Origin of the sequence: Psychrobacillus sp. FJAT-21963 (assembly GCF_001420585.1) — a bacterium.
GTDB lineage: Bacteria > Bacillota > Bacilli > Bacillales_A > Planococcaceae > Psychrobacillus.
In genome coordinates, this window is record NZ_LJIY01000014.1 from 138,701 (window position 1) to 161,860 (window position 23,160).

Annotated in this window: 22 protein-coding genes and 2 other annotated features; of the genes, 17 read left to right on the forward strand and 5 right to left on the reverse strand. The window is 36.4% G+C overall.

The genetic code is table 11. The features are described 5' to 3' along the window. Positions 1-33 precede the first annotated feature (33 nt). The 8 genes from nrdR (at position 34) to AN959_RS18925 (ending at position 6,916) form a co-directional block, all read left to right on the forward strand. Complete coding sequence (gene nrdR / locus AN959_RS18890; protein ID WP_053588656.1) at positions 34-498, forward strand: transcriptional regulator NrdR; 465 nt, start codon at positions 34-36, stop codon at positions 496-498. Positions 499-524: 26 nt separating this feature from the next. Beyond that, positions 525-1,886, forward strand: coding sequence for a replication initiation and membrane attachment family protein (locus AN959_RS18895; RefSeq protein ID WP_056833031.1), 1,362 nt, complete (start codon positions 525-527; stop codon positions 1,884-1,886). A gap of 8 nt (positions 1,887-1,894) precedes the next feature. Continuing rightward, positions 1,895-2,836 (forward strand): primosomal protein DnaI, encoded by a 942-nt coding sequence (dnaI, locus tag AN959_RS18900; RefSeq protein WP_053588658.1) that lies wholly within the window; start codon positions 1,895-1,897, stop codon positions 2,834-2,836. A gap of 351 nt (positions 2,837-3,187) precedes the next feature. Continuing rightward, entirely contained in the window at positions 3,188-5,119 is a 1,932-nt protein-coding gene (thrS, locus tag AN959_RS18905) for a threonine--tRNA ligase (RefSeq protein WP_056833033.1), read from the forward strand. 64 nt (positions 5,120-5,183) lie between these two features. Continuing rightward, positions 5,184-5,332, forward strand: a sequence feature (ribosomal protein L20 leader region). Positions 5,333-5,371: 39 nt separating this feature from the next. Beyond that, the gene (gene infC, locus AN959_RS18910; protein WP_082355151.1) at positions 5,372-5,935 is read left to right on the forward strand and encodes a translation initiation factor IF-3; all 564 of its coding nucleotides are present in this window, start codon (positions 5,372-5,374) and stop codon (positions 5,933-5,935) included. A gap of 30 nt (positions 5,936-5,965) precedes the next feature. Beyond that, a complete protein-coding gene (gene rpmI / locus AN959_RS18915; protein ID WP_053588661.1) occupies positions 5,966-6,166 on the forward strand; it encodes a 50S ribosomal protein L35 in 201 nt (66 codons plus the stop codon). 46 nt (positions 6,167-6,212) lie between these two features. Then, positions 6,213-6,572 (forward strand): 50S ribosomal protein L20, encoded by a 360-nt coding sequence (rplT, locus tag AN959_RS18920; protein WP_053588662.1) that lies wholly within the window; start codon positions 6,213-6,215, stop codon positions 6,570-6,572. Between the two features lie 59 nt (positions 6,573-6,631). Next, the gene (locus tag AN959_RS18925) at positions 6,632-6,916 is read left to right on the forward strand and encodes a DUF1294 domain-containing protein (RefSeq protein WP_056833035.1); all 285 of its coding nucleotides are present in this window, start codon (positions 6,632-6,634) and stop codon (positions 6,914-6,916) included. Between the two features lie 722 nt (positions 6,917-7,638). Here AN959_RS18925 and AN959_RS18930 read toward each other — a convergent pair. Continuing rightward, positions 7,639-8,022 (reverse strand): hypothetical protein, encoded by a 384-nt coding sequence (locus tag AN959_RS18930; protein WP_053588664.1) that lies wholly within the window; start codon positions 8,020-8,022, stop codon positions 7,639-7,641. Positions 8,023-8,115: 93 nt separating this feature from the next. Between AN959_RS18930 and AN959_RS18935 the strand changes: the two genes are divergently transcribed. The 4 genes from AN959_RS18935 (at position 8,116) to argF (ending at position 12,852) form a co-directional block, all read left to right on the forward strand. Then, complete coding sequence (locus tag AN959_RS18935) at positions 8,116-8,601, forward strand: dUTP diphosphatase (protein WP_056833038.1); 486 nt, start codon at positions 8,116-8,118, stop codon at positions 8,599-8,601. A gap of 77 nt (positions 8,602-8,678) precedes the next feature. Then, positions 8,679-10,583, forward strand: a complete 1,905-nt coding sequence (locus tag AN959_RS18940; RefSeq protein WP_056833040.1) for a DUF2207 domain-containing protein — start codon at positions 8,679-8,681, stop codon at positions 10,581-10,583. Positions 10,584-10,654: 71 nt separating this feature from the next. After that, positions 10,655-11,743: a M42 family metallopeptidase gene (locus tag AN959_RS18945; RefSeq protein WP_056833042.1), complete on the forward strand. Its 1,089-nt coding sequence runs from the start codon at positions 10,655-10,657 to the stop codon at positions 11,741-11,743. A gap of 143 nt (positions 11,744-11,886) precedes the next feature. Then, positions 11,887-12,852 carry an ornithine carbamoyltransferase gene (argF, locus tag AN959_RS18950; RefSeq protein WP_056833044.1) on the forward strand — a complete coding sequence of 322 codons (966 nt, stop codon included), beginning with the start codon at positions 11,887-11,889 and terminating at the stop codon, positions 12,850-12,852. 328 nt (positions 12,853-13,180) lie between these two features. Here argF and AN959_RS18955 read toward each other — a convergent pair whose 3' ends face one another. From AN959_RS18955 to AN959_RS18965, 3 genes are all read right to left on the reverse strand, one after another. Continuing rightward, a complete protein-coding gene (locus AN959_RS18955; protein WP_056833046.1) occupies positions 13,181-13,729 on the reverse strand; it encodes a hypothetical protein in 549 nt (182 codons plus the stop codon). A gap of 140 nt (positions 13,730-13,869) precedes the next feature. Next, positions 13,870-14,850, reverse strand: a complete 981-nt coding sequence (locus tag AN959_RS18960) for a bile acid:sodium symporter family protein (RefSeq protein WP_056833048.1) — start codon at positions 14,848-14,850, stop codon at positions 13,870-13,872. A gap of 1 nt (position 14,851) precedes the next feature. Then, the gene (locus AN959_RS18965; RefSeq protein ID WP_056833049.1) at positions 14,852-16,246 is read right to left on the reverse strand and encodes an FAD-binding oxidoreductase; all 1,395 of its coding nucleotides are present in this window, start codon (positions 16,244-16,246) and stop codon (positions 14,852-14,854) included. A gap of 335 nt (positions 16,247-16,581) precedes the next feature. On the opposite strand from AN959_RS18965, the gene AN959_RS18970 reads away from it, so the two are divergent. Continuing rightward, on the forward strand, positions 16,582-16,791 hold the full coding sequence (locus AN959_RS18970) for a helix-turn-helix transcriptional regulator (RefSeq protein ID WP_056833051.1): 210 nt from the start codon (positions 16,582-16,584) through the stop codon (positions 16,789-16,791). After that, the gene (locus AN959_RS18975; protein ID WP_056833053.1) at positions 16,788-17,291 is read left to right on the forward strand and encodes a hypothetical protein; all 504 of its coding nucleotides are present in this window, start codon (positions 16,788-16,790) and stop codon (positions 17,289-17,291) included. Before AN959_RS18970 ends, AN959_RS18975 begins: the two co-directional genes overlap by 4 nt. A 41-nt stretch (positions 17,292-17,332) precedes the next feature. On the opposite strand, the gene sspI is transcribed toward AN959_RS18975, so the two are convergent. After that, positions 17,333-17,539, reverse strand: coding sequence for a small acid-soluble spore protein SspI (gene sspI / locus AN959_RS18980; RefSeq protein WP_053588674.1), 207 nt, complete (start codon positions 17,537-17,539; stop codon positions 17,333-17,335). Between the two features lie 91 nt (positions 17,540-17,630). Between sspI and AN959_RS18985 the strand changes: the two genes are divergently transcribed. The 3 genes from AN959_RS18985 to pheT all read left to right on the forward strand — a co-directional run bounded on the left by AN959_RS18985 (position 17,631) and on the right by pheT (position 23,070). Then, a complete protein-coding gene (locus AN959_RS18985; protein WP_056833054.1) occupies positions 17,631-18,392 on the forward strand; it encodes an RNA methyltransferase in 762 nt (253 codons plus the stop codon). A gap of 822 nt (positions 18,393-19,214) precedes the next feature. Further along, positions 19,215-19,446, forward strand: a binding site (T-box leader). Between the two features lie 162 nt (positions 19,447-19,608). After that, a complete protein-coding gene (gene pheS / locus AN959_RS18990) occupies positions 19,609-20,646 on the forward strand; it encodes a phenylalanine--tRNA ligase subunit alpha (RefSeq protein WP_053588676.1) in 1,038 nt (345 codons plus the stop codon). Positions 20,647-20,658: 12 nt separating this feature from the next. Continuing rightward, positions 20,659-23,070 carry a phenylalanine--tRNA ligase subunit beta gene (pheT, locus tag AN959_RS18995; RefSeq protein WP_056833056.1) on the forward strand — a complete coding sequence of 804 codons (2,412 nt, stop codon included), beginning with the start codon at positions 20,659-20,661 and terminating at the stop codon, positions 23,068-23,070. The last annotated feature ends 90 nt before the right edge of the window (positions 23,071-23,160 follow it).

Genomic DNA, 23,160 nt, shown 5'->3' on the forward strand with positions numbered 1-23,160 from the left:
ATAAATTTTCGTAACTAATTAGGAGAGATCAATATGAGATGTCCAGCTTGTCAGTTTAATGGCACGAAAGTTGTCGATTCTCGTCCTGTAGATGACAATAAAGCCATTAGACGAAGAAGAGAATGTGAAGACTGTGGATTCCGTTTTACTACATTTGAAAAAGTAGAAGAAACTCCACTAATTGTAGTGAAAAAAGATGGTTCGCGTGAAGAGTTTAGTCGCGAAAAAGTATTGCGTGGATTAATTCGTGCTTGTGAAAAAAGACCAGTAGCATTAGATCAGTTAGAAGAAATTGTGTTTTCGATTGAAAAAGAATTAAGAAGAACAGGAAATTCTGAAGTAAAATCAGAAGCAGTTGGAGAAAAAGTAATGGACAAACTCTCAGAGGTTGACGAAGTTGCTTATGTTCGATTTGCTTCGGTTTATCGTCAGTTTAAAGATTTAAATGTTTTTATAGATGAACTCAAAGAAATTCTAAAGAAAAATCCGTCATTATAGGAAACAACAAGAGAGAGTAGGTAGGAATGTCGATGTTATATAAGGAGCTACAGCCAGCAGACATGTATATGATTCGCTTGCCATATTCTTTCTCTGATTATGAACGTCAATTATTAACGTTATTGTATCAACCATTAATTGGTGCAGAAGGAATAAGCCTGTATCTTACTTTGTGGGCTGATGGAGAGCTTAAAAGTGAGGAACAATGGCAGCATTATCAGCTTATGAACTTACTTGGGGTATCAATAGGTAAAATATTTCAGGCAAGAATCGCTTTAGAAGCTATTGGATTACTTCGCTCATGGCAAAAGACCGAAAATGATACACGAATTTTTTATTATGAACTTGCTGCTCCATTAGATGCAGAATCGTTTCTAAAGGATCCTTTGTTGTCTATGTTTCTATTAAACAAAATAGGGGAAAAAGCATATAAGCGACTAAGAAGTCGCTTCATTCAAACTCCTAATTGGAATGATGGCTTCAAAGACGTTTCACGTACCTTTATGGATGTATTTAAACCGTCTACAAAAACAGTCCAACCTGTCCCTTATAATGATGCATTTGAATCAAAGAGTAGGAATTCTGCATTGCCTTTTTACTTTGAAGAGTTTGACTTTACTTTGCTTCAAGACGGTTTATCAGAGCAACTTGTTCCGAAATCAGCCTTAACTATTGAAGCAAAACAGGTAATAGCTAAGTTAGCTTTTTTATATAATCTCGGTCCAATTGAAATGCAAAAAGTGGTGATTCTAGCATTAGATGACGATTTGCACTTATCAGATGCAAGATTGAAAAAAGCGTGTGCAGACTATTATAAGTTGACCGTATCAAAGAAAGCTCCTGTTATTCAAAATATAGCTAAGGCTAAAAAAAGTGTAAGTGAAAATAGTAAGCCATTAACTAAAGAGGAAGAACTTATTCATTATTTAGAAACAACTTCACCAGTTACTGTGTTAAAAGATATTGCAAATGGGAAGGAACCTATTCTTGCGGATGTTCAATTAGCGAACCATTTAGTGTCTCATTACAATATGCCTGTAGGAGTAGTAAATGTTTTATTGCAATATGTATTACTTAGAACAGATATGAAATTAACTAAAAACTACGCGGAAAAAATAGCATCTCATTGGATGAGAAAAGATGTCAAAACGGCAAAAGAGGCAATGGAGTTAGCTAGAAATGAACATGAACAATATTTAAAATGGAAGAATGAAGGTTCTAAACAAAAATCCTATTCGAAAAAACCGACCAGAGAAGAAAAGGTACCAGATTGGTTTTATAAAAAAGATGGCGAAACAAAGCAATCGGGAACTGCAACAAACAATATTCAAAACATTGATGAAGAGCGAAAAAAGCTATTAGCTGAATTAGGCGTAACGAAAAGGTAGGTGACATTATGGAACGAATTAATGAAACATTAAAAAGGGTTATTACACCAGAATTTACTTCGAGACTCGATGAAATGAAACAAGAGGTGCTTGAGGATCCAGGCGTTCAACTATTCCTTGAAGAAAATGCTGCTCATATTTCGAAGCAAATGGTAGACCGAAGCTTAAGTAAGTTATATGAATATAAGTCACAATCTCATGATTGTGGTGCATGCCAATCTCTTGAATTGTGTACGAATTACATGAAAGGCTATGAACCAAGGCTTGTATTGGATCGGAATCTGATTGATCTTGAATATGTTCGATGCAAGCGAGGAGTAATTGAGGATGAACGAAAAAAAGTAACATCCATGATTAATAGTATTCATATGCCGAAAGAGGTAATGGAGTCTAACTTGGCAGGTGTTGACTTAGAGGATGGTAGTAGAGTAGTAGCAGTTCGAGCTGCTAAAAACTTTTTAAATGAATGGGAGCAAACTTCTACATTACCGAAAAAGGGACTGTATATTCATGGACAATTCGGTGTAGGTAAATCTTATTTACTTGGAGCACTTGCAAATGAATTGGCAGCCAGACATATCCATTCGGTAGTTGTTTACGTTCCAGAGTTTTTCCGTGAAATGAAGCAAGCAATTCAAGATAATTCTCTTGCAGAAAAAATTGAATTCGTAAAACGTGCGCCTGTTTTAATGCTAGATGATATTGGAGCAGAGACAATGACTAGTTGGACGAGGGATGAAATATTAGGGACAATTCTACATTACCGAATGTCCGAACAGCTCCCAACTTTTATGACATCCAATTTTAATTATGACGAATTGGAACATCATTTATCCTTCACGCAGCGAGGAGAAAAAGAGGTCGTCAAAGCTGGACGAATTATGGAAAGAATCCGAGCGCTTACGAATCCAATTCCACTTCAGGGAAAGAATTGGCGAGAAGAAAAATAGCTACTTGCAAATGATTTTTGAGTGGCGTATAATCATTCACATAAGAATAAAGAAATGCGTAGAAGAGGACAACAATCAGTTTGTACGACTTTATAGAGAGAGAAGCCAAGGCTGCAAGCTTCTTAAGTATCGGCAATCGATTTACCACCTCCGAGCAGTAGTTGTGAATTTAACAGCAATTACCGGTGACCGGCCCGTTAGCCGATGCAGAGCTTCGTCTATTTACAGATTTAATAGACAGAAGAAGGGTGGAACCACGATAGTACCTCGTCCCTTTATAGGGACGGGGTTTTTTTGTTGTTTTCCGGTAATAAATGCATACGCTTTACCTAAATAAAAGGAGTGTTCAAAATGGCAGAAGTTATTAAGTTGAAATTTCCAGATGGAGCAGTAAAAGAATTTCCGATTTCTACAACAACAGAAGAAATCGCTCAATCCATTAGCCCAGGCTTACGTAAAAAAGCACTTGCAGGAAAGTTAAGTGGAAAGTTAGTGGATTTAAAAACTCCTATAACAGAAGATGGAGAAATCGCGATTATTACACCTGAATCAGATGAAGCACTAGAAATCTTACGACATAGTACAGCTCATTTACTTGCTCAGGCAGTGAAACGTTTGTTTAAAGATGTGAAACTTGGAATAGGTCCAGTTATCGAAAATGGATTCTATTACGATATTGATTCGCCAGAACCAATAACTGCAGAAGATTTAGTGTTAATTGAAAAAGAAATGAAAAAAATCATCAATGAAAATATTGAAATCGTTCGACATGATGAATCTCGTCAAGATGCATACGACAAATTCAAAGAAATTGATGATGAATATAAATTAGAACTTTTAGAAGCGATTCCTGAAAATGAACAAGTATCCATTTATGAGCAAGGTGAATTTTTTGATCTTTGCCGAGGAGTACATGTTCCTTCTACTGGAAAGTTAAAAGAATTTAAATTGTTAAGTATTGCTGGAGCATACTGGCGCGGAAATAGCGACAATAAAATGCTTCAACGTATTTATGGTACTGCATTCTTCAAAAAAGAAGAGCTTGCTCATCACCTACAAATGCTAGAAGAAGCAAAAGAACGTGACCATCGTAAAATAGGGAAAGAATTAGATTTGTTTATGACTTCCCAAAAAGTTGGACAAGGTTTACCACTATGGTTGCCTAATGGTGCTACAATTCGTCGTGTGATCGAGCGCTATATTGTAGATAAAGAGCTTAAACTTGGATATAAACATGTGTATACTCCTGTATTGGGTTCCAAAGATCTTTATGAAACATCTGGACATTGGGAGCACTATCAAGATTCTATGTTCCCACCAATGGAAATGGACAATGAGACATTAGTGTTGCGTCCAATGAATTGTCCACACCATATGATGATATTTAAAAATGGTATGCACTCTTATAGAAATCTTCCATTGCGAATTGCTGAGCTTGGAACTATGCACCGTTATGAAATGTCTGGTGCTGTATCAGGTTTACAACGTGTACGTGGGATGACATTGAATGATGCTCACTTATTTGTTCGCCCTGACCAAATCAAGGCAGAATTCCAAAAGGTAGTTGAGTTAATCATCTCTGTCTATAAGGATTTTGATTTAACAGATTACTCATTCCGTCTTTCTTATCGTGATCCAGAAGATAAAGAAAAATATTTTGATGATGATGTAATGTGGGAAAAAGCACAAAGTATGTTAAAAGAGGCAATGGATGAGCTTGGCTTAGATTACTTCGAAGCAGAAGGTGAAGCTGCATTCTACGGACCTAAACTTGATGTGCAAGTAAAAACAGCTATTGGTAAAGAAGAAACATTATCAACGGTACAACTTGACTTCTTATTGCCAGAACGATTTGATTTATCATATGTTGGGGAAGATGGTAAGCCGCATCGACCAGTCGTTATTCACCGTGGTGTCGTTTCTACAATGGAACGTTTCGTTGCATTTTTGATTGAAGAATATAAAGGTGCATTCCCAACTTGGTTAGCACCTGTTCAAGTTGAAATCATTCCAGTATCCAATGAGGTCCATTTCGATTTCGCAAAACAAGTGGAGGAAAAATTAGTTGCTGCTGGATTCCGAGTTGAAATGGATGACCGAGAAGAAAAACTAGGTTATAAAATTCGTGAAGCACAAATGCAAAAAATTCCGTACATGCTTGTTCTTGGAGATAAAGAATTGGAAGCAGGTAATGTAAATGTACGTAAATATGGAGAGCAACAATCAGAAAGTATTCCATTTGATGAATTCCTTGCTCGAATTCAACAAGAAGTTTCTCACTAATATTTTATGTTGACATGCCTAGTACAACATGGTATAGTTAATAAGGTTATTGAATACAAGTTTGTGGTATAAGAAGAGGCTGCCCGCTTCTCACCTGTTCGACACAGCAAGTCGTTGACTGGTAAGCACACGATCGACTGTAATATGTAGGTTGCTACATGTTCTTATATCGGCGGGCAGACATACATCTTATGTCTGCTCGTTTTTTTATTTGATCGAAAACGGCGTAAGTAATTCGTTTCTACGGAATTTATGCCCAAACCATGTATTCGCGACACTATCTGGAGGTGGATTGTTATTAGCAAAGACATGTATGTGAACGATGGCATTCGAGCTCGCGAACTACGAGTTATTGATCAAAATGGTGATCAATTAGGTTTAAAAACACGTAACGAAGCACTTGAAATTGCAGGTCGTGTAAATTTGGATCTTGTCCTTGTGGCTCCTCAAGCCAAGCCGCCGGTCGCTCGTATCATGGACTATGGTAAATTCAAATTTGAGCAGCAAAAGAAAGATCGTGAAGTTCGTAAAAATCAAAAAATCATCGTAATGAAAGAGGTTCGTTTGAGCCCAACAATAGATGAACATGATTTCCAAACGAAATTGAAAAATGCGATCAAATTCCTTGAAAAAGGAGATAAAGTGAAAGCATCTATTCGTTTTAAAGGTCGTGCCATTACTCATAAAGAGATTGGTCAACGAGTATTAGATCGTTTTGCTGAAGCTTGTACGGAAGTATCCACAATCGAGTCAAAACCGAAAATGGATGGCCGTAGCATGTTCTTAGTGCTTGCACCAAAGAACGAAAAACAGTAATAGAGTACAATTGTTTAGGAGGAATTCGACATGCCGAAAATGAAAACTCACCGTGGAGCTGCGAAACGTTTCAAAAAAACGGGTACAGGTAAATTAAAACATGACCGTGCTTTTGGAAGTCACTTATTCGCTAACAAATCTACTAAAGCTAAACGTAAACTACGTAAAACTAAAGTAGCTTCTTCAGGCGATTACAAACGTATCAAAACTTTACTTACTTACATGAAATAATAAGAGAAATTCAATCATTCGAAAGAATAGCAGGAGGTAATGAACTATGCCACGCGTAAAAGGCGGAACAGTGACGCGCAAGCGTCGTAAAAGAGTATTAAAATTAGCTAAAGGTTATTACGGTTCAAAACATACATTATATAAAGTAGCAAACCAACAGGTTATGAAATCATTAATGTATGCATACCGTGACCGTCGTAACAAAAAACGTGATTTCCGTAAACTATGGATTACACGTATCAATGCGGCAGCACGTATGAACGGACTTTCTTATAGCCGTTTAATGCACGGATTAAAATTAGCTGAAATCGAAGTAAACCGTAAAATGTTAGCTGACTTAGCTGTAACTGATGCAGCAGCATTTACACAACTTGCAGATGCAGCAAAAAAAGCAATCAATAAATAATTTATAGATAAAAAGGCTGATAGAGATTCTATCAGCTTTTTTTGTACAAGGAGTATCCAATGACAGAGATTATCCTAATATTTATTTTAGTAATGTCCATTTTTGCATTTTTCGTTATGGGATATGACAAGTCTCAAGCAAAAAAACATAAACAAAGAATTTCGGAGAATACATTGTGGACGCTCGCTATCTTTGGTGGTGGAATTGGCGCATACATTGGAATGCAATTTTTTAGACATAAAACAAAGCATACTAATTTTAGAGTTGGCTTTTTAATGTTATTAATACTATATGTATTCTTGATTTTTTGGCTCTTGCAAAAAGACAGTCCTATTTTAACTTAAATGTATTCCGATGCTTACTTCGGGTGAGCGGCAAGCCTCCTGCTCTACAAAGGTACACTTTCATCTGATATCGTTTGATATTGGATGAAAACAAATTTCACAGTCCAGACCTTGCAGGAGTGTAGCGAAGGCACTAAAAAAGTCCTCCAAGAGATTTCATAACAGTATGTGAACGACAAGTTGTTCACATACTCGATTTATTATTTTGGACCTGTTAATTTCGTTCCAGGCGGACGCGTTCCGCCGGCATGGCTTCAGCCGCTTCCCTCACTACGCTCAGTCCAGGGTCTTCAGCTCATGCACCTGACGCTTCGCTTTCGGTGCAGAAAACATTTGCTATTCCGGCTGGAGTCGCCACCTTCCACTCCAATCAACTATTATCCGCTTTTCAATTAGAAAACCATCATGCCATTAATAGAGCAAGTTTTTATGTTTTTATCTCATAAATTTTTTCAATTAGTATTTATAAAAAATCGTTGAAAAAGGCGACACTCCTGCGGGAATAGCGTTAGCCGAAGACCCCACAGCGCAGCGAGGAGGCTAAGGCAACGCCCGCGGAAAGGGAGCCGTTTCAACGATTTTCTTATTTATCGGACGACATTATTTAGTAAAGTCAAATTCTATAGACCTTTTCAGTGCCCTCAGCGTAAGGAAGGAAGTGTAGGTGCGCTACGTCAAATGGATGCAATGTAATTTTTCTGTTGTCTGCACTTTTAGCTTTCTTATTCCTCTTTCATTAGTTGTTCTATCGGGCTTTTCCAATTAATTTTAGCAGCTGGATAACTCATTTTGATTTCGTTATGTAAAAACCGAAAATCTTCTTTAGTAAATCCTTGCAACTTGGATGAATCTTTTGTCCAAACAAATATAGAAACGACTTCAAAAGCTTGGTCAGTAGTACCTAAATATTTTTCTCCCTCAAAAATTGCACCTTTATAAGTAATAAAAAAGTTTTTCCTAACATTTTTAATATCATCATAAAAATAGTATTGTTCCTTCTCGTAGGCCTCATCAAGTTTTCTTTTAGGATCAAACAAGTAACGTAGAATTTTATAAAAAACATATATAATAAGGGCAATTATAAGCAATCGTAGTATATGGACCATTTGAAATGTCCTCCTTGTAAAATACATAGTAACTGCTATACGATAGAAGGGGTAGTTTGGTTTCAAAATAATATAAAATTTTTGGAGGAAAACATGAATTTAGATAAACTTTTTACAATGCAGCAAGCTTTAGATCAATATATTCAGTCAAATAAACAAGTGAAAGAAGATGTTTTTGCGAAAAAAGGGCTTGCTTTGCTTGTAGAATTAGCAGAACTAGCAAATGAAACAAGATGTTTTAAATTTTGGAGTGAGAAAGGTCCATCTGCACAAAGCGTAATACTAGAAGAGTATGTGGACTCCATTCATTTCTTACTTTCACTTGGAATTGAAAAAGGATTTAATGATTTAAAAAGTTGGCCAATCGAAAAAATAGACGCCGATTTAACTGAGCTTTTTCTCTTAACAAATGAGGCGGTGTTATCGTTTTTGAAAAATCCTACAAGAATGTATTACGAAAAAATGTGGGTACTGTATGGAGCAATGGCAGAAGAACTTGGCTTTAGCAGTGAAGAGGTATTACAAGCATACATACAAAAAAATGAAACAAATTATGAGCGCCAGAAAAGTGGATATTAAGTAATTTTAATGAAACCAAATCAAAAGCAAACCGTAAAAATTACTAGAGTTATTAGTATTTTTAGGAGGTGTTGCCGATGAAAAAGATGATTAGCACAATTGTTTTATTCATTATGATGTTTTCATTTAGTGTCATTGCAGAGGCTAAATCCTATTCAATCGAATCGGTTCATATTAAATCATGGATTCAACCAAATGGAGATCTCTTAGTTAATGAAGTATTTACGTATAATTTTGACGGGGAGTTTAATAATCTCAGCCGATCCTTCCCTAAAATACACGATAATAATGTAATAAACTTCTATGCTTATGAATTATCTCAATTAAAACCAGAGCCTGGATTTATAGATGATGCTACGCTCAAACAATTAAATGTATCAAAAGAGAATGGAGTTTATCGTACAAAAGTAAATAAAGAGAATCAACAAGTTTCATTTTTATATGTATATACATTAAAAAATAGTATAAAAGCATATGATTCTTATAGTGAAGCGAAAGTAACTTATTTTGAAGATGTGGATGCTCATGATCAGAATATTAATAATGTGACAATTGACTTCATCCTTCCTAGTACAACAGATCCCACTAATTTTGATGGTGTGCTTTTTGATAGGAATGCAAAGAAAAATGAAAAGTCACAGTATGGAATCCGATTTAACACTTCTGTTTCGGAAGCATACACCGAAACTAAAACAAGCTTTTTCTTCCCATCTTCTATGATGACTAATATGGAAAAAACGAAGGCTGCTATTCCTTTACAACAAGCAATAGCAAATGAAAAGCGAATACAGAAAGAAACGGAAAAACGTATTTCTTATATAGACAAACTACATGCAATTATTCCAAAAGCTACAATTGGTATACTTATTATCGTCCTTCTTCTTTTTTTATTACCACAAAGGCACTTTTGGCGAAAAGGATCAACTGAGGATGTTATGAATACAGATCTTTTATATTTATACTTTGTAGACCGGGTAGGTAAGCCACATCCTAAAGCTTTTTTAGCGGGACTATTTTCAATGGTAGAAAAAGGTGCTGCTACAGTTAGGCAAACAAAAGCAGCACTTCGTTTTAAAGAGGATTCTCATGCGCCAAAGGACACACTTGATTTTCGATTAGTTAAAGGATCATTGGCTACTTCTGATTTTGAAAAACAGATGATTAACTGGCTTTTTACAACTAGAAGTGGCTCTAATAGATGGGCATTTCATTTACACGATGCTGCAGGTGCAGCTAGAAATAACAAGACTTCCAGTTATTTTCATGGGAGAGTAAAAGACTTTAAGAAGAAGCAAATGAAATGGCATCGTTTAGTTGAAAGTGATTTAGAGGAAGCTGGAACTTTTAATAGTAAGCTTCCCTTAATAATATTAAGTATCTCTACAATCGTTTTAGGTACAATGACAGCTTTTTCTTATTATGCAGATTTACGTAGTAGCTGGGGAATTGGATTTATATTAGGCATAACATTTCTATTTCTGCTTATAATTTGGTTAAAAAAACGTTCAAATTTATTTTTTGGCTTATATATCATTATTATGTATTTCTCAACAACTCCCCTTGTTAATGATCAATTAGTAAATACTTTAGTGAATTTGTTATTAATGTTCACAGTTTTATATATAGTACTGCCAAGAAATATATTATCTATGAATGCTGTTCGTGCAAAGGATGCGATACGTTCCTTTAAAAGTAGCATTAAACTAGGTATACCAGATAATTTAAGTGATAAAGAACAAGAAAAATGGGTTGTCGGGGCTTATCTACTTGGTAGAAAAAATGAAAAGAAAGTTTCTTTGCAGGAGATATCAGCTCCTCTTGCTGCTTTGCTTTTAACTTCAACGGATCCACTTGACTATGTTACTCAGTCATGGAAGTGGACTAAAGTAGCTTCATCAGATGGAACTTCGTGGGGAGGAGCTTCTAGTGGTGGAAGTGAAGGAGGGAGTGATGGTGGAGGAGGAGGAGCTGGAGCAGACTAACTAGTTAAATTTTGAAAATGCATACATTTTAGAATATAATATATTAGATAGATATTTAGGAGGTCGAAATAATGGCACAGCTGGATGAAACATTAACTATGTTAAAGGAATTGACAGATGCTAAAGCTATTCCCGGAAATGAGCGAGAAGCACGTAAGGTAATGGAGAAGTATATTGCTCCTCATGCTGACAAAATTGAATATGATAATCTAGGAAGTTTAATTGCCGAAAAAGTCGGCGATGCAAACGGACCAAAAATTATGGTTGCAGGTCATTTAGACGAAGTCGGTTTCATGATTTCTAAAATAGATGATAAAGGATTTTTAAGTTTTCAAACTGTAGGTGGCTGGTGGTCTCAAGTCATGCTTGCACAGCGTGTTACAATTGTTACTCGTAAAGGAGACACAATTACTGGTGTTATCGGGTCAAAGCCACCGCATATATTAACTCCTGATGCTCGTAAAAAAGCGGTTGAAGTAAAAGATATGTTTATCGATATAGGTGCATCTTCTAAAGAAGAAGCAATGGAATGGGGAGTATTACCAGGGGATATGGTTGTTCCGTATTTTGAGTTCACTGTTATGAATAACGAAAAATTACTTTTGGCTAAAGCTTGGGATAATCGCATTGGTTGTGCCATTGCAATTGATGTATTAAAAGGATTAAAAAATGAAAAACATCCGAATATTGTATATGGAGTTGGAAACGTTCAAGAAGAAATTGGTCTGCGTGGGGCAAAAACTTCTACAGTAAAAGTTAAACCGGATATAGGTTTTGCAGTGGATGTAGGTATTGCAGGGGACACACCAGGAATTACTGCTAAAGAATCAACAAGCAAAATGGGAGAAGGGCCTCAAGTTATATTATTTGACGCTTCAATGGTTTCACATAAAGGTCTACGTGACCTAGTAATTGATACAGCAGAAGAAAATAATATTCCATATCAATTTGAGATGATTCCAGGTGGCGGTACAGATGCTGGGTCTATGCATATTTCTTTAAATGGAGTTCCTTCTTTATCTATTGGAATTGCCACTCGTTATATTCATTCACATGCTGGAATTTTACATCGAGATGACTATGAAAATACAGTAAAGCTAATAATAGCAGTCATTAAAAAGTTAGATCGAAACACTGTAAACCAAATAACATTTGAGTAATGAAAGAGTCTAGAAGGCAGAAAAATAGCCTTTCTAGACTTTTTTTATTATTATAAAATTTGTATTAAAATTCATTTGACTTTATAATTATTCACATTTATAATAAGGGTTACATAAATATACGTAAAAAGGAGTTTTTATAAATGAAATTACTAGAATGGGTTAATCTAAAAGTGGTTGATAGTTTAAAAGGCAAAGACCTGCTAACACTTTTGGATTACTCAAAAGAGGAAGTGAGAGAATTAATACAGCTAGCAGTAGAATTGAAAGCATTGACTAAGGCTGGAAAGTGTCCCCCCTTATTAGAAGGGAAAACTTTAGGAATGATTTTTGAAAAACATTCGACTCGTACTAGAATCTCTTTTGAAGTTGGGATGAAGCAATTAGGCGGAAATGGCATGTTTATGAATGCACGTGATCTACAGATCGGACGAGGTGAATCGGTATATGACACTGGCCATGTATTATCTGGATATTTAGACGGGATTATGATTCGAGCGAATTCACATGAAATGGTGAAAGAACTTGCAGAACATGCAAGTATACCTGTTATTAATGGTTTAACTGATATGTATCATCCATGCCAAGCACTTGCAGATATATTAACGATACATGAGGTAAAAGAGAATATGGAAGGTTTGAAGCTTGCTTATATTGGTGATGGAAATAATGTAGCTCATTCCTTGGTAATTGCAGCAGCATATATGGGTATGCATATTGCAGTGGCAACTCCGGTTGGTTATGAAGCGAATGCTGAAATAATTCAAGAAGCAACAGCAATTGCACTGGAAAATGGAGGGTCACTTTTTGTGACAAATGATCCATTAGAGGCAGTTGTGAATGCAGATGTAGTTTATACAGACGTTTGGACGTCTATGGGGCAGGAAGAGGAAACAGCAAAAAGACTTGCGGACTTTAAAGATTTTCAAATTAATGATGAATTAGTAGCAAATGCTAAATCGGACTATATGTTTTTGCATTGCCTACCTGCTCATCGTGAAGAAGAAGTTTCAACATCTATTATAGATGGTCCAAACTCATATATTTTTCAACAAGCCGAAAACCGTTTACATGCCCAAAAAGCAGTACTTGCTTCTGTAATGGCATAGTAAACATTTTATAGAATTCAAGTTGACTTGACAGGGTTTGTCTAGCAGCTTGATAAGATTGTTTTGTATTTGTAACACCGTACAGTGATGTTGTCTGTCAAGATGGACGGCTTCATCACTACATAGGAAGAGTGATTCAGGAGACGCTGGATCACTCTTTATTATTTACATAGAGTAAACTATTTCTACTCAGTAAACTCAGGACACCCTCATCTAAAAAACGCGGTATGGATGAAGCAACCGCACTGTCCACATCAATCCGATATCTATTGAAAACAGGTATTACTTTTCATAGGCGAGATTAACGATTTTTTAGTTCTGTTAAATCTTAATTTTCCACAACTTCAAATTCAATTGATTGTTCCATATTATAAGTTTGTTTTGCCTCATCTGTTTCAATATAGAAATCTGTTTTACCAGTAATAACATATCTTCCTATCGGAAATTCTCCATCCATTAGCTTATTAACAAATTGAACGTAATCATCTGGACTGAATTCATTGTAACCACCAGAAAAACTATATGGTATACGTAAAGGTTCCCTTTTTTTTAGCGTTGAGCTGAGAAGTGGTGTATCCATTGCATACCCAAAATCAAAATTAGTATTTAACTCTTTCAACTCTAATATGAAAGGGGAACTAGCGTGATAAATCGTAATTTCATCACTTTCGCCAACATACTCCAGTTGAGCGTAAATTTGAAGGGGTTCGTTTAGTGTATAAGTATCTTTTTCAGATTTAAGTTGGAATATGAAATCATCCATAATGCCCTTGTTATCTTTTGAAAATATCTGTTCATCATCTTGTTTTGCAGTTCCGCAAGCAACGAGTGCTATTAGGATAAATATTAATAGGAAAATTTTTTTTATAGTGGTCACTTCCTTTCATTAAGGTTGCATTCTATAATTAGTCGTGACTTCCACAAACTTTGTTACAGTTTTTTATGTATATAATCCCATTAAAAAAGACTGACCCATCGTCGTGTTATCGGCAAATGAGTCAGTCATTATTTTGTCAATTATACTTCAGACACGGTAATTTTCGTTGTAGTAGAGCTTATTTTTTCACTTCCCTCAACTGGACGTTTAGACCAATATGTCGCGAGGATAGGACCAGAAATATTGTGCCAAACTGCACCTAGTGCACTTGGTAATGCTGCTAGAGGACCTAGATGAGCTGTAGCTAATGCAACACCTAATCCTGAATTTTGCATCCCAACTTCAATAGAGATAGCACGACAATCTAATTTGGAAAGACCAGTCATTTTCCCTGCATAATAACCTAAAAGGAGACCAGCCCCGTTGTGAAGAAATACTCCTAAGAATACCAAAAATCCAGCAGAAGCAATATTGTCGACGTTTCCAGCTACTACCGCAGAAACGATTGTAATAATCGCTAAAACAGAAATTAAAGGAACGACGTTTAAACTTTTTTCTACAAAAGTAGGTAGTATTTTTTTTACAATTAATCCAAGAGCGATTGGAAGAATAATTACTTGTACAATTGATTTAAACATCGACATAGGATCAACCGGCATCCATTGACCAGCCAATAAAAGTAATAATATTGGCGTAAGTAATGGTGCAAGTAATGTTGAAAAAGATGTCATCGTTATGGATAATGGAACATTTCCTTTTGCTAAATAAACCATAACGTTAGAAGCTGTTCCTCCAGGTACAGAGCCAAGGAGGACAAGTCCAGCTGCAAGTTCACCAGGAAGCTGTAAAATATAAGCAATAGCAAGTGCTGTAGAAGGCATAATGATAAACTGAGCAGCCACACCTAATAAAACTGGTTTAGGATGTGTTGCAATTAACTTGAAATCAACAGCTTTCAACGTAAGCCCCATCCCAAACATTACTATTCCTAGCAAAATCGTAATATACTTTCCAAACGGTAAAAAAGTATCCGGAATTAAGAATGCGATAACCGCTACTATTATTACTAAAAAAGCAAAATATTTTCCTGCAAAGTTACTGATGGATTCTAAAACTTTCAATTTATTCACCTAAGCTTTCTATTTTTACTATTTTATTAGGATTTAAAATATTATTTGGATCAAGTGCTAGCTTAATCTTTTCCATTACATGAAGTGCTTCTCCATGTTCAGCAGCCTGATATTTTTGTTTACCTACTCCAACTCCATGTTCTCCTGTACAAGTACCATCTCTTTCTAGTGCATAGTGAACGATTTTTTCATTAAATGCATCAGCTTTAGCAACTTCTTCTGGATTATTCATGTCAATCATTAATAGAGCATGGAAATTACCATCTCCAACATGGCCTACAACTCCACCGGTAAGTCCGATTGCTTCTAATTCTTTTCTTGCAAAAATTACTGCACCTGCTAATTCAGATATCGGAACACAAACGTCTGTAACCATCATCTTTTTCCCAACGTTTCCGTGTATATAAGCATAGGCCAGATTATGTCTTGCATCCCATAGTTTCGTGCGAGCTGTATTGTCTGTTTCAAATTGAATTTCTTCGCAATCATGATCTTCCATTATTTCTTTTGTAAACTCAACATCTTGTGTTAATCCTGCTTCGTTGCCGTCGAATTCTAAAAACAGCGTTGGTCTTTCTGCATAATTTGTATCGCTAAAATGGTTTACTTGACGAATAGATTCTTCATCTACTAATTCCACACGAGCTATTGGAATTCCAGCTTGTAAAATAGAGGTAACTGCCTCTACAGCATTTTGGACTGTAGGGAAGACTGCTCTAGCAGCTGTTGTGAATTCAGGAATACCATATACTTTTAAAGTCAGTTCTGTGAAACAACCCAGTGTCCCTTCCGAACCAACAAAAAGACCGTTCAAATGGTATCCAGATGATGATTTTGCTGCTAAGTTCCCAGTATGTATAATAGTTCCATCCGCAAGTACTACTTCTAAATCGCGGACTTGATCACGCATAACTCCATATTTTACGGTAGTTGTACCACTTGCATTTGTTGCAGCCATTCCACCTAAAGTTGCATCTGCTCCCGGATCAACAGAGAAGAACAGTCCGTATTTTTTTAACTCCTTATTCAACTGAGTTCTTGTTACACCAGGTTGTACTTTTACAAGTAAATCCTTTTCACGAACTTCTAAAATTTTATCCATCAACGAAAAGTCAATGGTAATTCCCTTATCGTAAGGAATGATGTGTCCTTCCAGACTAGAACCACGACCAAATGGGACAACAGGTACTTTTAAATTATTTGCTACTTTCATGATATTACTTACTTCTAAAGTTGTTTTTGGAAATACCACAATATCTGGAAGGCTTATATCATGATAGGATTCGTCTCTACCATGAAGTTCTCTAATTGTTTGATTGATTGAAACTTGGTCGTCTCCTAAAAATTCTTTTAAAGCAAGTACTATAGTTTCGATGGATGTGCTCATTTTTTTCTCCTCTTCACTTAGAATTAAATATAAATTAGAATTTTTCAGACAATTCCAATAGTGTAATTATCAAATAGAAAAAGTAAAATAGCAAGTTATAAAAATACCTTTTTTGGAAGAAAAAAGGGGTAAATATATTGCATATTAGTCTAAAAGTAGCTTAATACAAGGACAAATTCCCTTTGTGAATATTTTCGCAATTTTACTCAAGAAAATATATACAATAGCTAAAAGTGATGTTTAATTAACTTTTTGTTAATTTTAATTGACAATATGTTAAGTATACGTTACATTATGTATATAAAAGTTAACTTTTTGAAGAAAGGGTTATTTAAATGCTTAAAAATCGTGTGAAAGAGCTTAGGGCAAGATTTAGCTACACTCAAGGGGGATTGGGTGAAAAAGCCGGAGTAACAAGACAAACAATTGGGTTTATTGAAAAAGGGGAATTCTCCCCATCTATAACGCTTTCTTTAAAGCTTGCACATATTCTCGACTGTAAAGTGGATGAATTATTTTGGTTAGAAGGGGAGGAATGGAAATGAAGAAGGATTTTCGGGTGCAATATCCACTTTGGCAAATGGGCTTTGCTTTGTTATTTCTCTTATTTGCAATTGTAATTACTGGAGCAATATCTAATTTTGCTAAGGCGAATAGCTCGTTTACCTATTCTGTAGAGTTAGGTGCATTAGAAGGATTTATGGTGTTTTTATTGCTTCCTGTATTCATTGGGATGGTTCTACTATTTGGCACAAAAATATCGAAATATAACAAAGAACATCCGAGAAACAAAATAACTATTTGGGGTATAAAACCAGCTGAATATATGGAAGATGATGAAGCATGGCAAATGATTACAACTAAAGCAACCCAGAAAGTTTACACATTCTTTTCATGGTCATTGCCTTTATCCGCTGTTTTCCATCTATTTTTACCTGCATCTCAGCTATTGATCATTTTGAATATAATTGTTCTTTCCATGACGCAATATATTATTTATTATGTAAATATTCGTAAACATACAATGGAAGAAGAGGAAGAATAAAAAGAACCCGTGAAGAATCAAATTTTCTTCACGGGTTATTTTTATTTGAATGCAGTTGAAAGTTCATTTAGTACAGCGTTTTTCTTTGTATCATCCGCAATGTTCCACCATTTTTCAAAGAACACTCCAAGACCAGGAAGTAAATGTTCTTCTCCTCTTTGAATTGCATCCTCAACAACCCCTCGAATGTCAGTCGGAGATTGCCCTTTCATATTAGCTGATATTGCTTCTCGAATTTGAAAATCCATTTTTCATCACTCCTTGCAATTATCTTCCCCAAACACTCGCTTGCTATACATGAATTTGTTACTATTAAATAAAAAAGGCGGTTACATATAGATGAAACGAATTGAATCCACGCAAAATTCGCTAGTGAAACATTGGAAAAAATTATTAAGTGTTCGAAAAGAGCGCGAAAAAACAAGCGAGTTTCTAATAGAGGGATATCACTTAGTAGAAGAAGCGATTAAACAAAAAGAAAAAGTATTAACTATAATGATTAGTGACACAAGCGAAATCCCTGTGACTTGGGACGTAGACAATATAGAAATAGTAGAAATTAATGATGTTATTAAAAAAGAACTTGCAGAAACAGAGCATACACAAGGTATATTTGCTCATTGTAAGCAGCAAACTGTGAAAGAGGAAGAGCATGCCAATTGGAAGCGAATTTTGTTAATTGATGCAGTTCAAGACCCTGGGAATATTGGTACAATGATCCGTACAGCAGATGCTGCTGGAATCGATGCAGTAATTTTAGGTAAAGGATCTGCGGATGCATATAATCCAAAGACGCTAAGATCAGCACAAGGCTCTCATTTTCATATACCGATTTTAAAAGGTGACTTGCCTTATTGGGTAGAGCAATTAAAAAAACGTCAGATTCCCGTTTTCGGTACTGCATTTGAAAACTCAACACCATTCCATAAAGTTGAGAAAAGTGATTCTTTTGCTTTAATTGTTGGAAATGAAGGAAGCGGCATTAACAAAGAGCTATTAGAGCAGACTGATCAAAATATTATAGTGCCCCTTTTAGGACAAGCCGAATCATTAAATGTGGCGGTTGCAACAGGAATACTGTTGTACGGATTGTCATTATAGTTCGCAAATGAGCAACATTGTTGCGAGTAAGGGATTACGCTAGGATTTAGCGCTCTGGCGTTTCGCTTTCCGCGGGCGATGCCTTAGCCTCCTAGGCCAACACGATGTTGGTCATGCAATCGTTGCCGCAAAAGTTCTTTTGCGACGAGCTTTGCGCAGGAGCAGGATGCGGCGAACTTAGATTGCCTTCCACACAACTGCGGGGTCTTCGGCTAACGCTATTCCCGCAGGAGTCTCACACCACCACGTTAAATCCAATAAATGGTTGAACGAGACAATACTCGCTATGAACGCGACAAACCGACCTAAAAACATGACAACATTTCTTATAAAAAAGCTTTAACTTGGCATGAGATGCTATTTTCTAATTAGCTTTTATATATATTGTACGTATGAATAGAAATGTTGCGACTACGGTAGTCTATGTTGAGAAAAATGTTCTGGAATATTGTGCGTAATTATGTAATTTGTAAAAAAATGATTTGAACTAAATTACTGCTAGTTAGACGTTGATAAATCTAATGATCTATCCCATTTTGCTATTGATTAACCAGCAAATTCCATTGATTTTCACAGCAGGCGGCGACTCCAGCGGGATGAGTGAGACAGATGAGTCATCACAACGAACGCGTAGCGGCGGTGATGGCTCATCGCTCACCCCGCGGAAAGCGTCCGACTGCTGCGAAACACCTAACGGGCACTTCTTTAAGACGTATTTTATCTAGTATGCGCAACATTATGGTTCAGTTGCGTATAATATAAAAAAGTCACACTTGATGAAACGTTTAAAACTCCGTATAATAGAATATAATTTGATAAATAAAAAAAGCTGTCATCGGGAAAAGTATATATGACGATTCGAATAAAGGAATTTTACACCTTGACTGAAAGTGTAATTGGAGAATGCATATAGAAGTTCACCCCGTTAGCTGCCACCGGGACCAGCAATTGCTGTAAAGGTGTGCCGGTGTAGAGCCGTTAGTCGAATTGAGTGATTGTACGTTTTTTGTACAATAATCAGGGTGGTACCGCGAAATTAGTCCTCGTCCCTTTTATAGGGGCGGGGTTTTTATTTTGTCAAAATTTCAATTAGCGGAAACATGCATGCCTTCGGCGGATGGCACAGATTTTGTAAAGGAGTTCATCGAGCGGGCTCGATGCAAAATCTGGACTCAAATAAGCCAAGGCGAATTTGATTAAGGAGAGATCATAAAACATGGAAGCACAACTTCAACAATTAAAAGAAGAAGCTTTGCAAAAAATTGAAGCTTCACAAAATGTAAAAGAATTAAATGATGTACGTGTTGCATACCTAGGGAAAAAAGGACCCATTACGGATTTATTAAAAGGAATGGGTAAACTTCCTGCAGATGAACGTCCAAAAATGGGAGCTCTAGTAAATGTTGTTCGAGAAGAAGTAACCGAAGTATTAGAAGCTCGGATGACACTCCTTCAAGAGCAAGCAATTCAAGAGCAATTAGAAAAAGAATCTATTGATGTTACATTACCAGGTCGCCCAGTTAAAACTGGGAATCATCATCCTTTAACACGAGTGGTAGAAGAGATTGAGGACTTATTTATCAGCATGGGTTATGAAATTGCCGAAGGTCCAGAAGTGGAAAAGGATTACTACAACTTTGAAGCTTTGAACTTGCCAAAAGGACATCCAGCTCGTGATATGCAAGACTCTTTTTATATTTCAGAAGATATTCTTCTTCGTACACATACATCACCTGTGCAAGCTCGGACAATGGAAGCAAAAGAAGGCAAGCCAATTAAAATTATTTGTCCAGGTAAAGTGTATCGTCGAGATAATGATGATGCGACTCATTCACATCAATTCACTCAAATTGAGGGATTGGTAATAGGTGAAAATATTCGAATGAGTGACTTAAAAGGTACACTTTCTGTTTTTGCGAAAAAAATGTTCGGAGAGGATAGAGAAATCCGTCTACGTCCAAGTTTCTTCCCATTTACAGAGCCATCTGTTGAAATGGATATTTCTTGCTTCAAGTGTGGTGGTAGTGGCTGTAACGTGTGTAAAAAAACAGGCTGGATTGAGATTTTAGGTGCTGGTATGGTGCATCCGAATGTCCTTGAAATGGCTGGATATGATTCGAAAAAGCTTTCTGGTTTTGCATTTGGTATGGGCCCAGAACGTATTGCTATGTTGAAATATGGAGTGGAAGATATTCGTCATTTCTATACGAATGATGTGCGTTTCTTATCGCAATTCCACCGAACAGAAGTGTAAGGAGGAAATGACATGTTAGTTTCTACGAAATGGTTAGCAGAATATGTAAATACGCAAGGACTCGATCCAAAGGATTTGGGTGAAAAAATAACTCGTTCAGGTATTGAAGTTGATGCAGTAATAGATCGTTCTCAAGGCATGACAAACGTTGTAGTAGGTTATGTAAAGGATTGTGTGAAGCATCCAGAAGCAGACAAATTAAATATTTGCCAAGTAGACGTAGGAGAAGAAATAACACAAATTATTTGTGGGGCTCCAAATGTTGCAGCTGGACAAAAAGTAATCGTTGCACGACCAGGAGCAGTACTGCCTGGTGGAATAAAAATTAAGAAGGCAAAACTTCGTGGAGAAGAATCAAACGGAATGATTTGTTCTCTTCAAGAACTAGGTATAGAAGGAAGACTCGTACCTAAAGCGTATGCAGAGGGTATTTATGTACTTCCAGAATCAGCAACTCCTGGGGAGAGTGCATTGCCTTTACTAGGTTTAGATGATATTATCCTTGAACTTGGCCTGACTCCTAACCGTTCAGATGCACTAAGTATGCTTGGGGTAGCTTATGAAGTAGGGGCAATCCTATCAGAAGACATGAAATATCCGGAAGCAACTTACAATGAAAGTAATGAACAAGCATCTGATTATTTAAATTTACGTGTTAATGCTATGGAAGAAAATCCAATGTACGTAGCAAAAGTGGTGAAAAATGTTCAAGTAAAAGAATCACCATTATGGTTACAGCATCGCTTGATGGCAGCTGGCGTTCGTCCACATAATAACGTAGTAGATATTACAAATTACGTATTAATGGAATATGGTCAACCTCTTCATGCATTCGATTATGACAGATTAGAAACAAAGGAAATTGTCGTTCGTCTTGCAGAAGAAGGGGAAAAAATTGTCACATTGGATGATCAAGAGCGTACATTGAAGTCCACTCATTTAGTAATTACAAATGGTCAAGAACCAGTTGCAATTGCTGGTGTAATGGGTGGCGCAAATTCAGAAGTGCATGATGGAACTACAACGGTAGTAATTGAATCTGCATACTTTGCAAGTGGTTCTGTTCGACAAACATCTAAAGACCACAACTTACGAAGTGATGCAAGCGCTCGATTTGAAAAAGGTGTAGACCCAAATCGTGTGATTCTAGCTGCTGAACGAGCGGCAAGTCTTCTTGCAGAGCTTGCTGGCGGAGAAGTTTTAGCTGGTTCTGTTATAGTGGATGAGTTAGAAAAAAAACCTACAGAAGTAGTCGTGTCTCCTGATTTCATCAATAACCGTTTAGGGATGAAAATTTCTTTAGAAGACATGACATCTATTTTGAGTAGATTAAAATTTGATTATCAAGCGGCAAATGGATACTTATATATTAATGCTCCAACTCGTCGTCAAGATATTAAAATTCCAGAGGATATCGTGGAAGAAATTGCTCGTATGTACGGTTATGATGAAATTCCAATGACTTTACCAGTGGAAGAATCAAAACCAGGTGGCTTAACCTCTTACCAAGCAAAACGTCGTCAAGTTAGAGCTTATTTGGAAGGTGTAGGTCTTTATCAAGCTATTACGTATTCTTTAACTTCTAAAGAAATGTCTCAAAAATTTGCATTAGAAACAGCTCCAGTCACAGAACTATTAATGCCAATGAGTGAAGAACGTAGCATCCTTCGCCAAAGCTTAATCCCGCATTTATTGGAAGCTGTTACGTATAATACTGCACGTCAAGCAGATACGGTGGCACTTTATGAAGTAGGGTCTGTGTTCTTAGGAGAAACAGAATCAGGTTTGCCACATGAGCAAGAACATTTAGCAGCAGTAATTGCAGGTAAATGGGTAGAGCATAGCTGGCAAGGTGAGAAAAAAGTAGTTGATTTCTTTGTATTAAAAGGAATTGTAGAAGGTTTAATGGAACTTCTTGGCCATACAAGTGAACTTACATTTGAAAAAGCGGTAATAGATGGCTTACATCCAGGACGTACTGCATCCATTAAGCTAGCAGGAGAAGCAATCGGTGTCATCGGTCAATTACATCCTTCTGAGCAAAAAGCACGTGATTTGAAAGAAACTTATGTAGTAGAAATTAATTTAGCAAAAGTATTAAATAAAGAATTGGATGCATTATACTATGCACCAGTTTCAAAATTCCCGTCAATTACACGTGATATTGCATTAGTAGTAGACAGCGAAAAAGCAGCTGGCGAACTACAAGCAATTATTCAATTATCTGGTGGAAGACTATTAAAAGGTGTACATCTTTTCGACTTATATGAAGGAGAAAAAATGGAACCAGGTAAAAAATCGGTTGCATTCTCTCTCACATACTTCGACCCAGAACGTACACTAACAGACGAAGAAGTTGTGAATGCCCATAACAAAGTATTAAAAGCACTTGCAGAACAAGCAGGAGCAGAGTTAAGAGGATAATTTAAACGGAGCAGCACCAATTATTGGTGCTGCTTTTTTATGAATAATAAGATGAAACATTTGCCAATGACCAAAATGATATGGAGCTAT

Bases quoted from the DNA above. Each gene is read 5' to 3' on its own strand.
- AN959_RS18970 (WP_056833051.1), top strand. From the start codon at position 16,582: ATGCTTAAAAATCGTGTGAAAGAGCTTAGGGCAAGATTTAGCTACACT.
- rplT (WP_053588662.1), top strand. From the start codon at position 6,213: ATGCCACGCGTAAAAGGCGGAACAGTGACGCGCAAGCGTCGTAAAAGA.
- infC (WP_082355151.1), top strand. From the start codon at position 5,372: ATGCCCAAACCATGTATTCGCGACACTATCTGGAGGTGGATTGTTATT.
- AN959_RS18935 (WP_056833038.1), top strand. From the start codon at position 8,116: ATGAATTTAGATAAACTTTTTACAATGCAGCAAGCTTTAGATCAATAT.
- AN959_RS18925 (WP_056833035.1), top strand. From the start codon at position 6,632: ATGACAGAGATTATCCTAATATTTATTTTAGTAATGTCCATTTTTGCA.
- AN959_RS18985 (WP_056833054.1), top strand. From the start codon at position 17,631: ATGAAACGAATTGAATCCACGCAAAATTCGCTAGTGAAACATTGGAAA.
- pheT (WP_056833056.1), top strand. From the start codon at position 20,659: ATGTTAGTTTCTACGAAATGGTTAGCAGAATATGTAAATACGCAAGGA.
- pheS (WP_053588676.1), top strand. From the start codon at position 19,609: ATGGAAGCACAACTTCAACAATTAAAAGAAGAAGCTTTGCAAAAAATT.
- AN959_RS18945 (WP_056833042.1), top strand. From the start codon at position 10,655: ATGGCACAGCTGGATGAAACATTAACTATGTTAAAGGAATTGACAGAT.
- AN959_RS18975 (WP_056833053.1), top strand. From the start codon at position 16,788: ATGAAGAAGGATTTTCGGGTGCAATATCCACTTTGGCAAATGGGCTTT.
- AN959_RS18930 (WP_053588664.1), bottom strand. From the start codon at position 8,022: ATGGTCCATATACTACGATTGCTTATAATTGCCCTTATTATATATGTT.
- AN959_RS18965 (WP_056833049.1), bottom strand. From the start codon at position 16,246: ATGAGCACATCCATCGAAACTATAGTACTTGCTTTAAAAGAATTTTTA.
- nrdR (WP_053588656.1), top strand. From the start codon at position 34: ATGAGATGTCCAGCTTGTCAGTTTAATGGCACGAAAGTTGTCGATTCT.
- AN959_RS18940 (WP_056833040.1), top strand. From the start codon at position 8,679: ATGAAAAAGATGATTAGCACAATTGTTTTATTCATTATGATGTTTTCA.
- thrS (WP_056833033.1), top strand. From the start codon at position 3,188: ATGGCAGAAGTTATTAAGTTGAAATTTCCAGATGGAGCAGTAAAAGAA.
- rpmI (WP_053588661.1), top strand. From the start codon at position 5,966: ATGCCGAAAATGAAAACTCACCGTGGAGCTGCGAAACGTTTCAAAAAA.
- dnaI (WP_053588658.1), top strand. From the start codon at position 1,895: ATGGAACGAATTAATGAAACATTAAAAAGGGTTATTACACCAGAATTT.
- argF (WP_056833044.1), top strand. From the start codon at position 11,887: ATGAAATTACTAGAATGGGTTAATCTAAAAGTGGTTGATAGTTTAAAA.
- sspI (WP_053588674.1), bottom strand. From the start codon at position 17,539: ATGGATTTTCAAATTCGAGAAGCAATATCAGCTAATATGAAAGGGCAA.
- AN959_RS18895 (WP_056833031.1), top strand. From the start codon at position 525: ATGTCGATGTTATATAAGGAGCTACAGCCAGCAGACATGTATATGATT.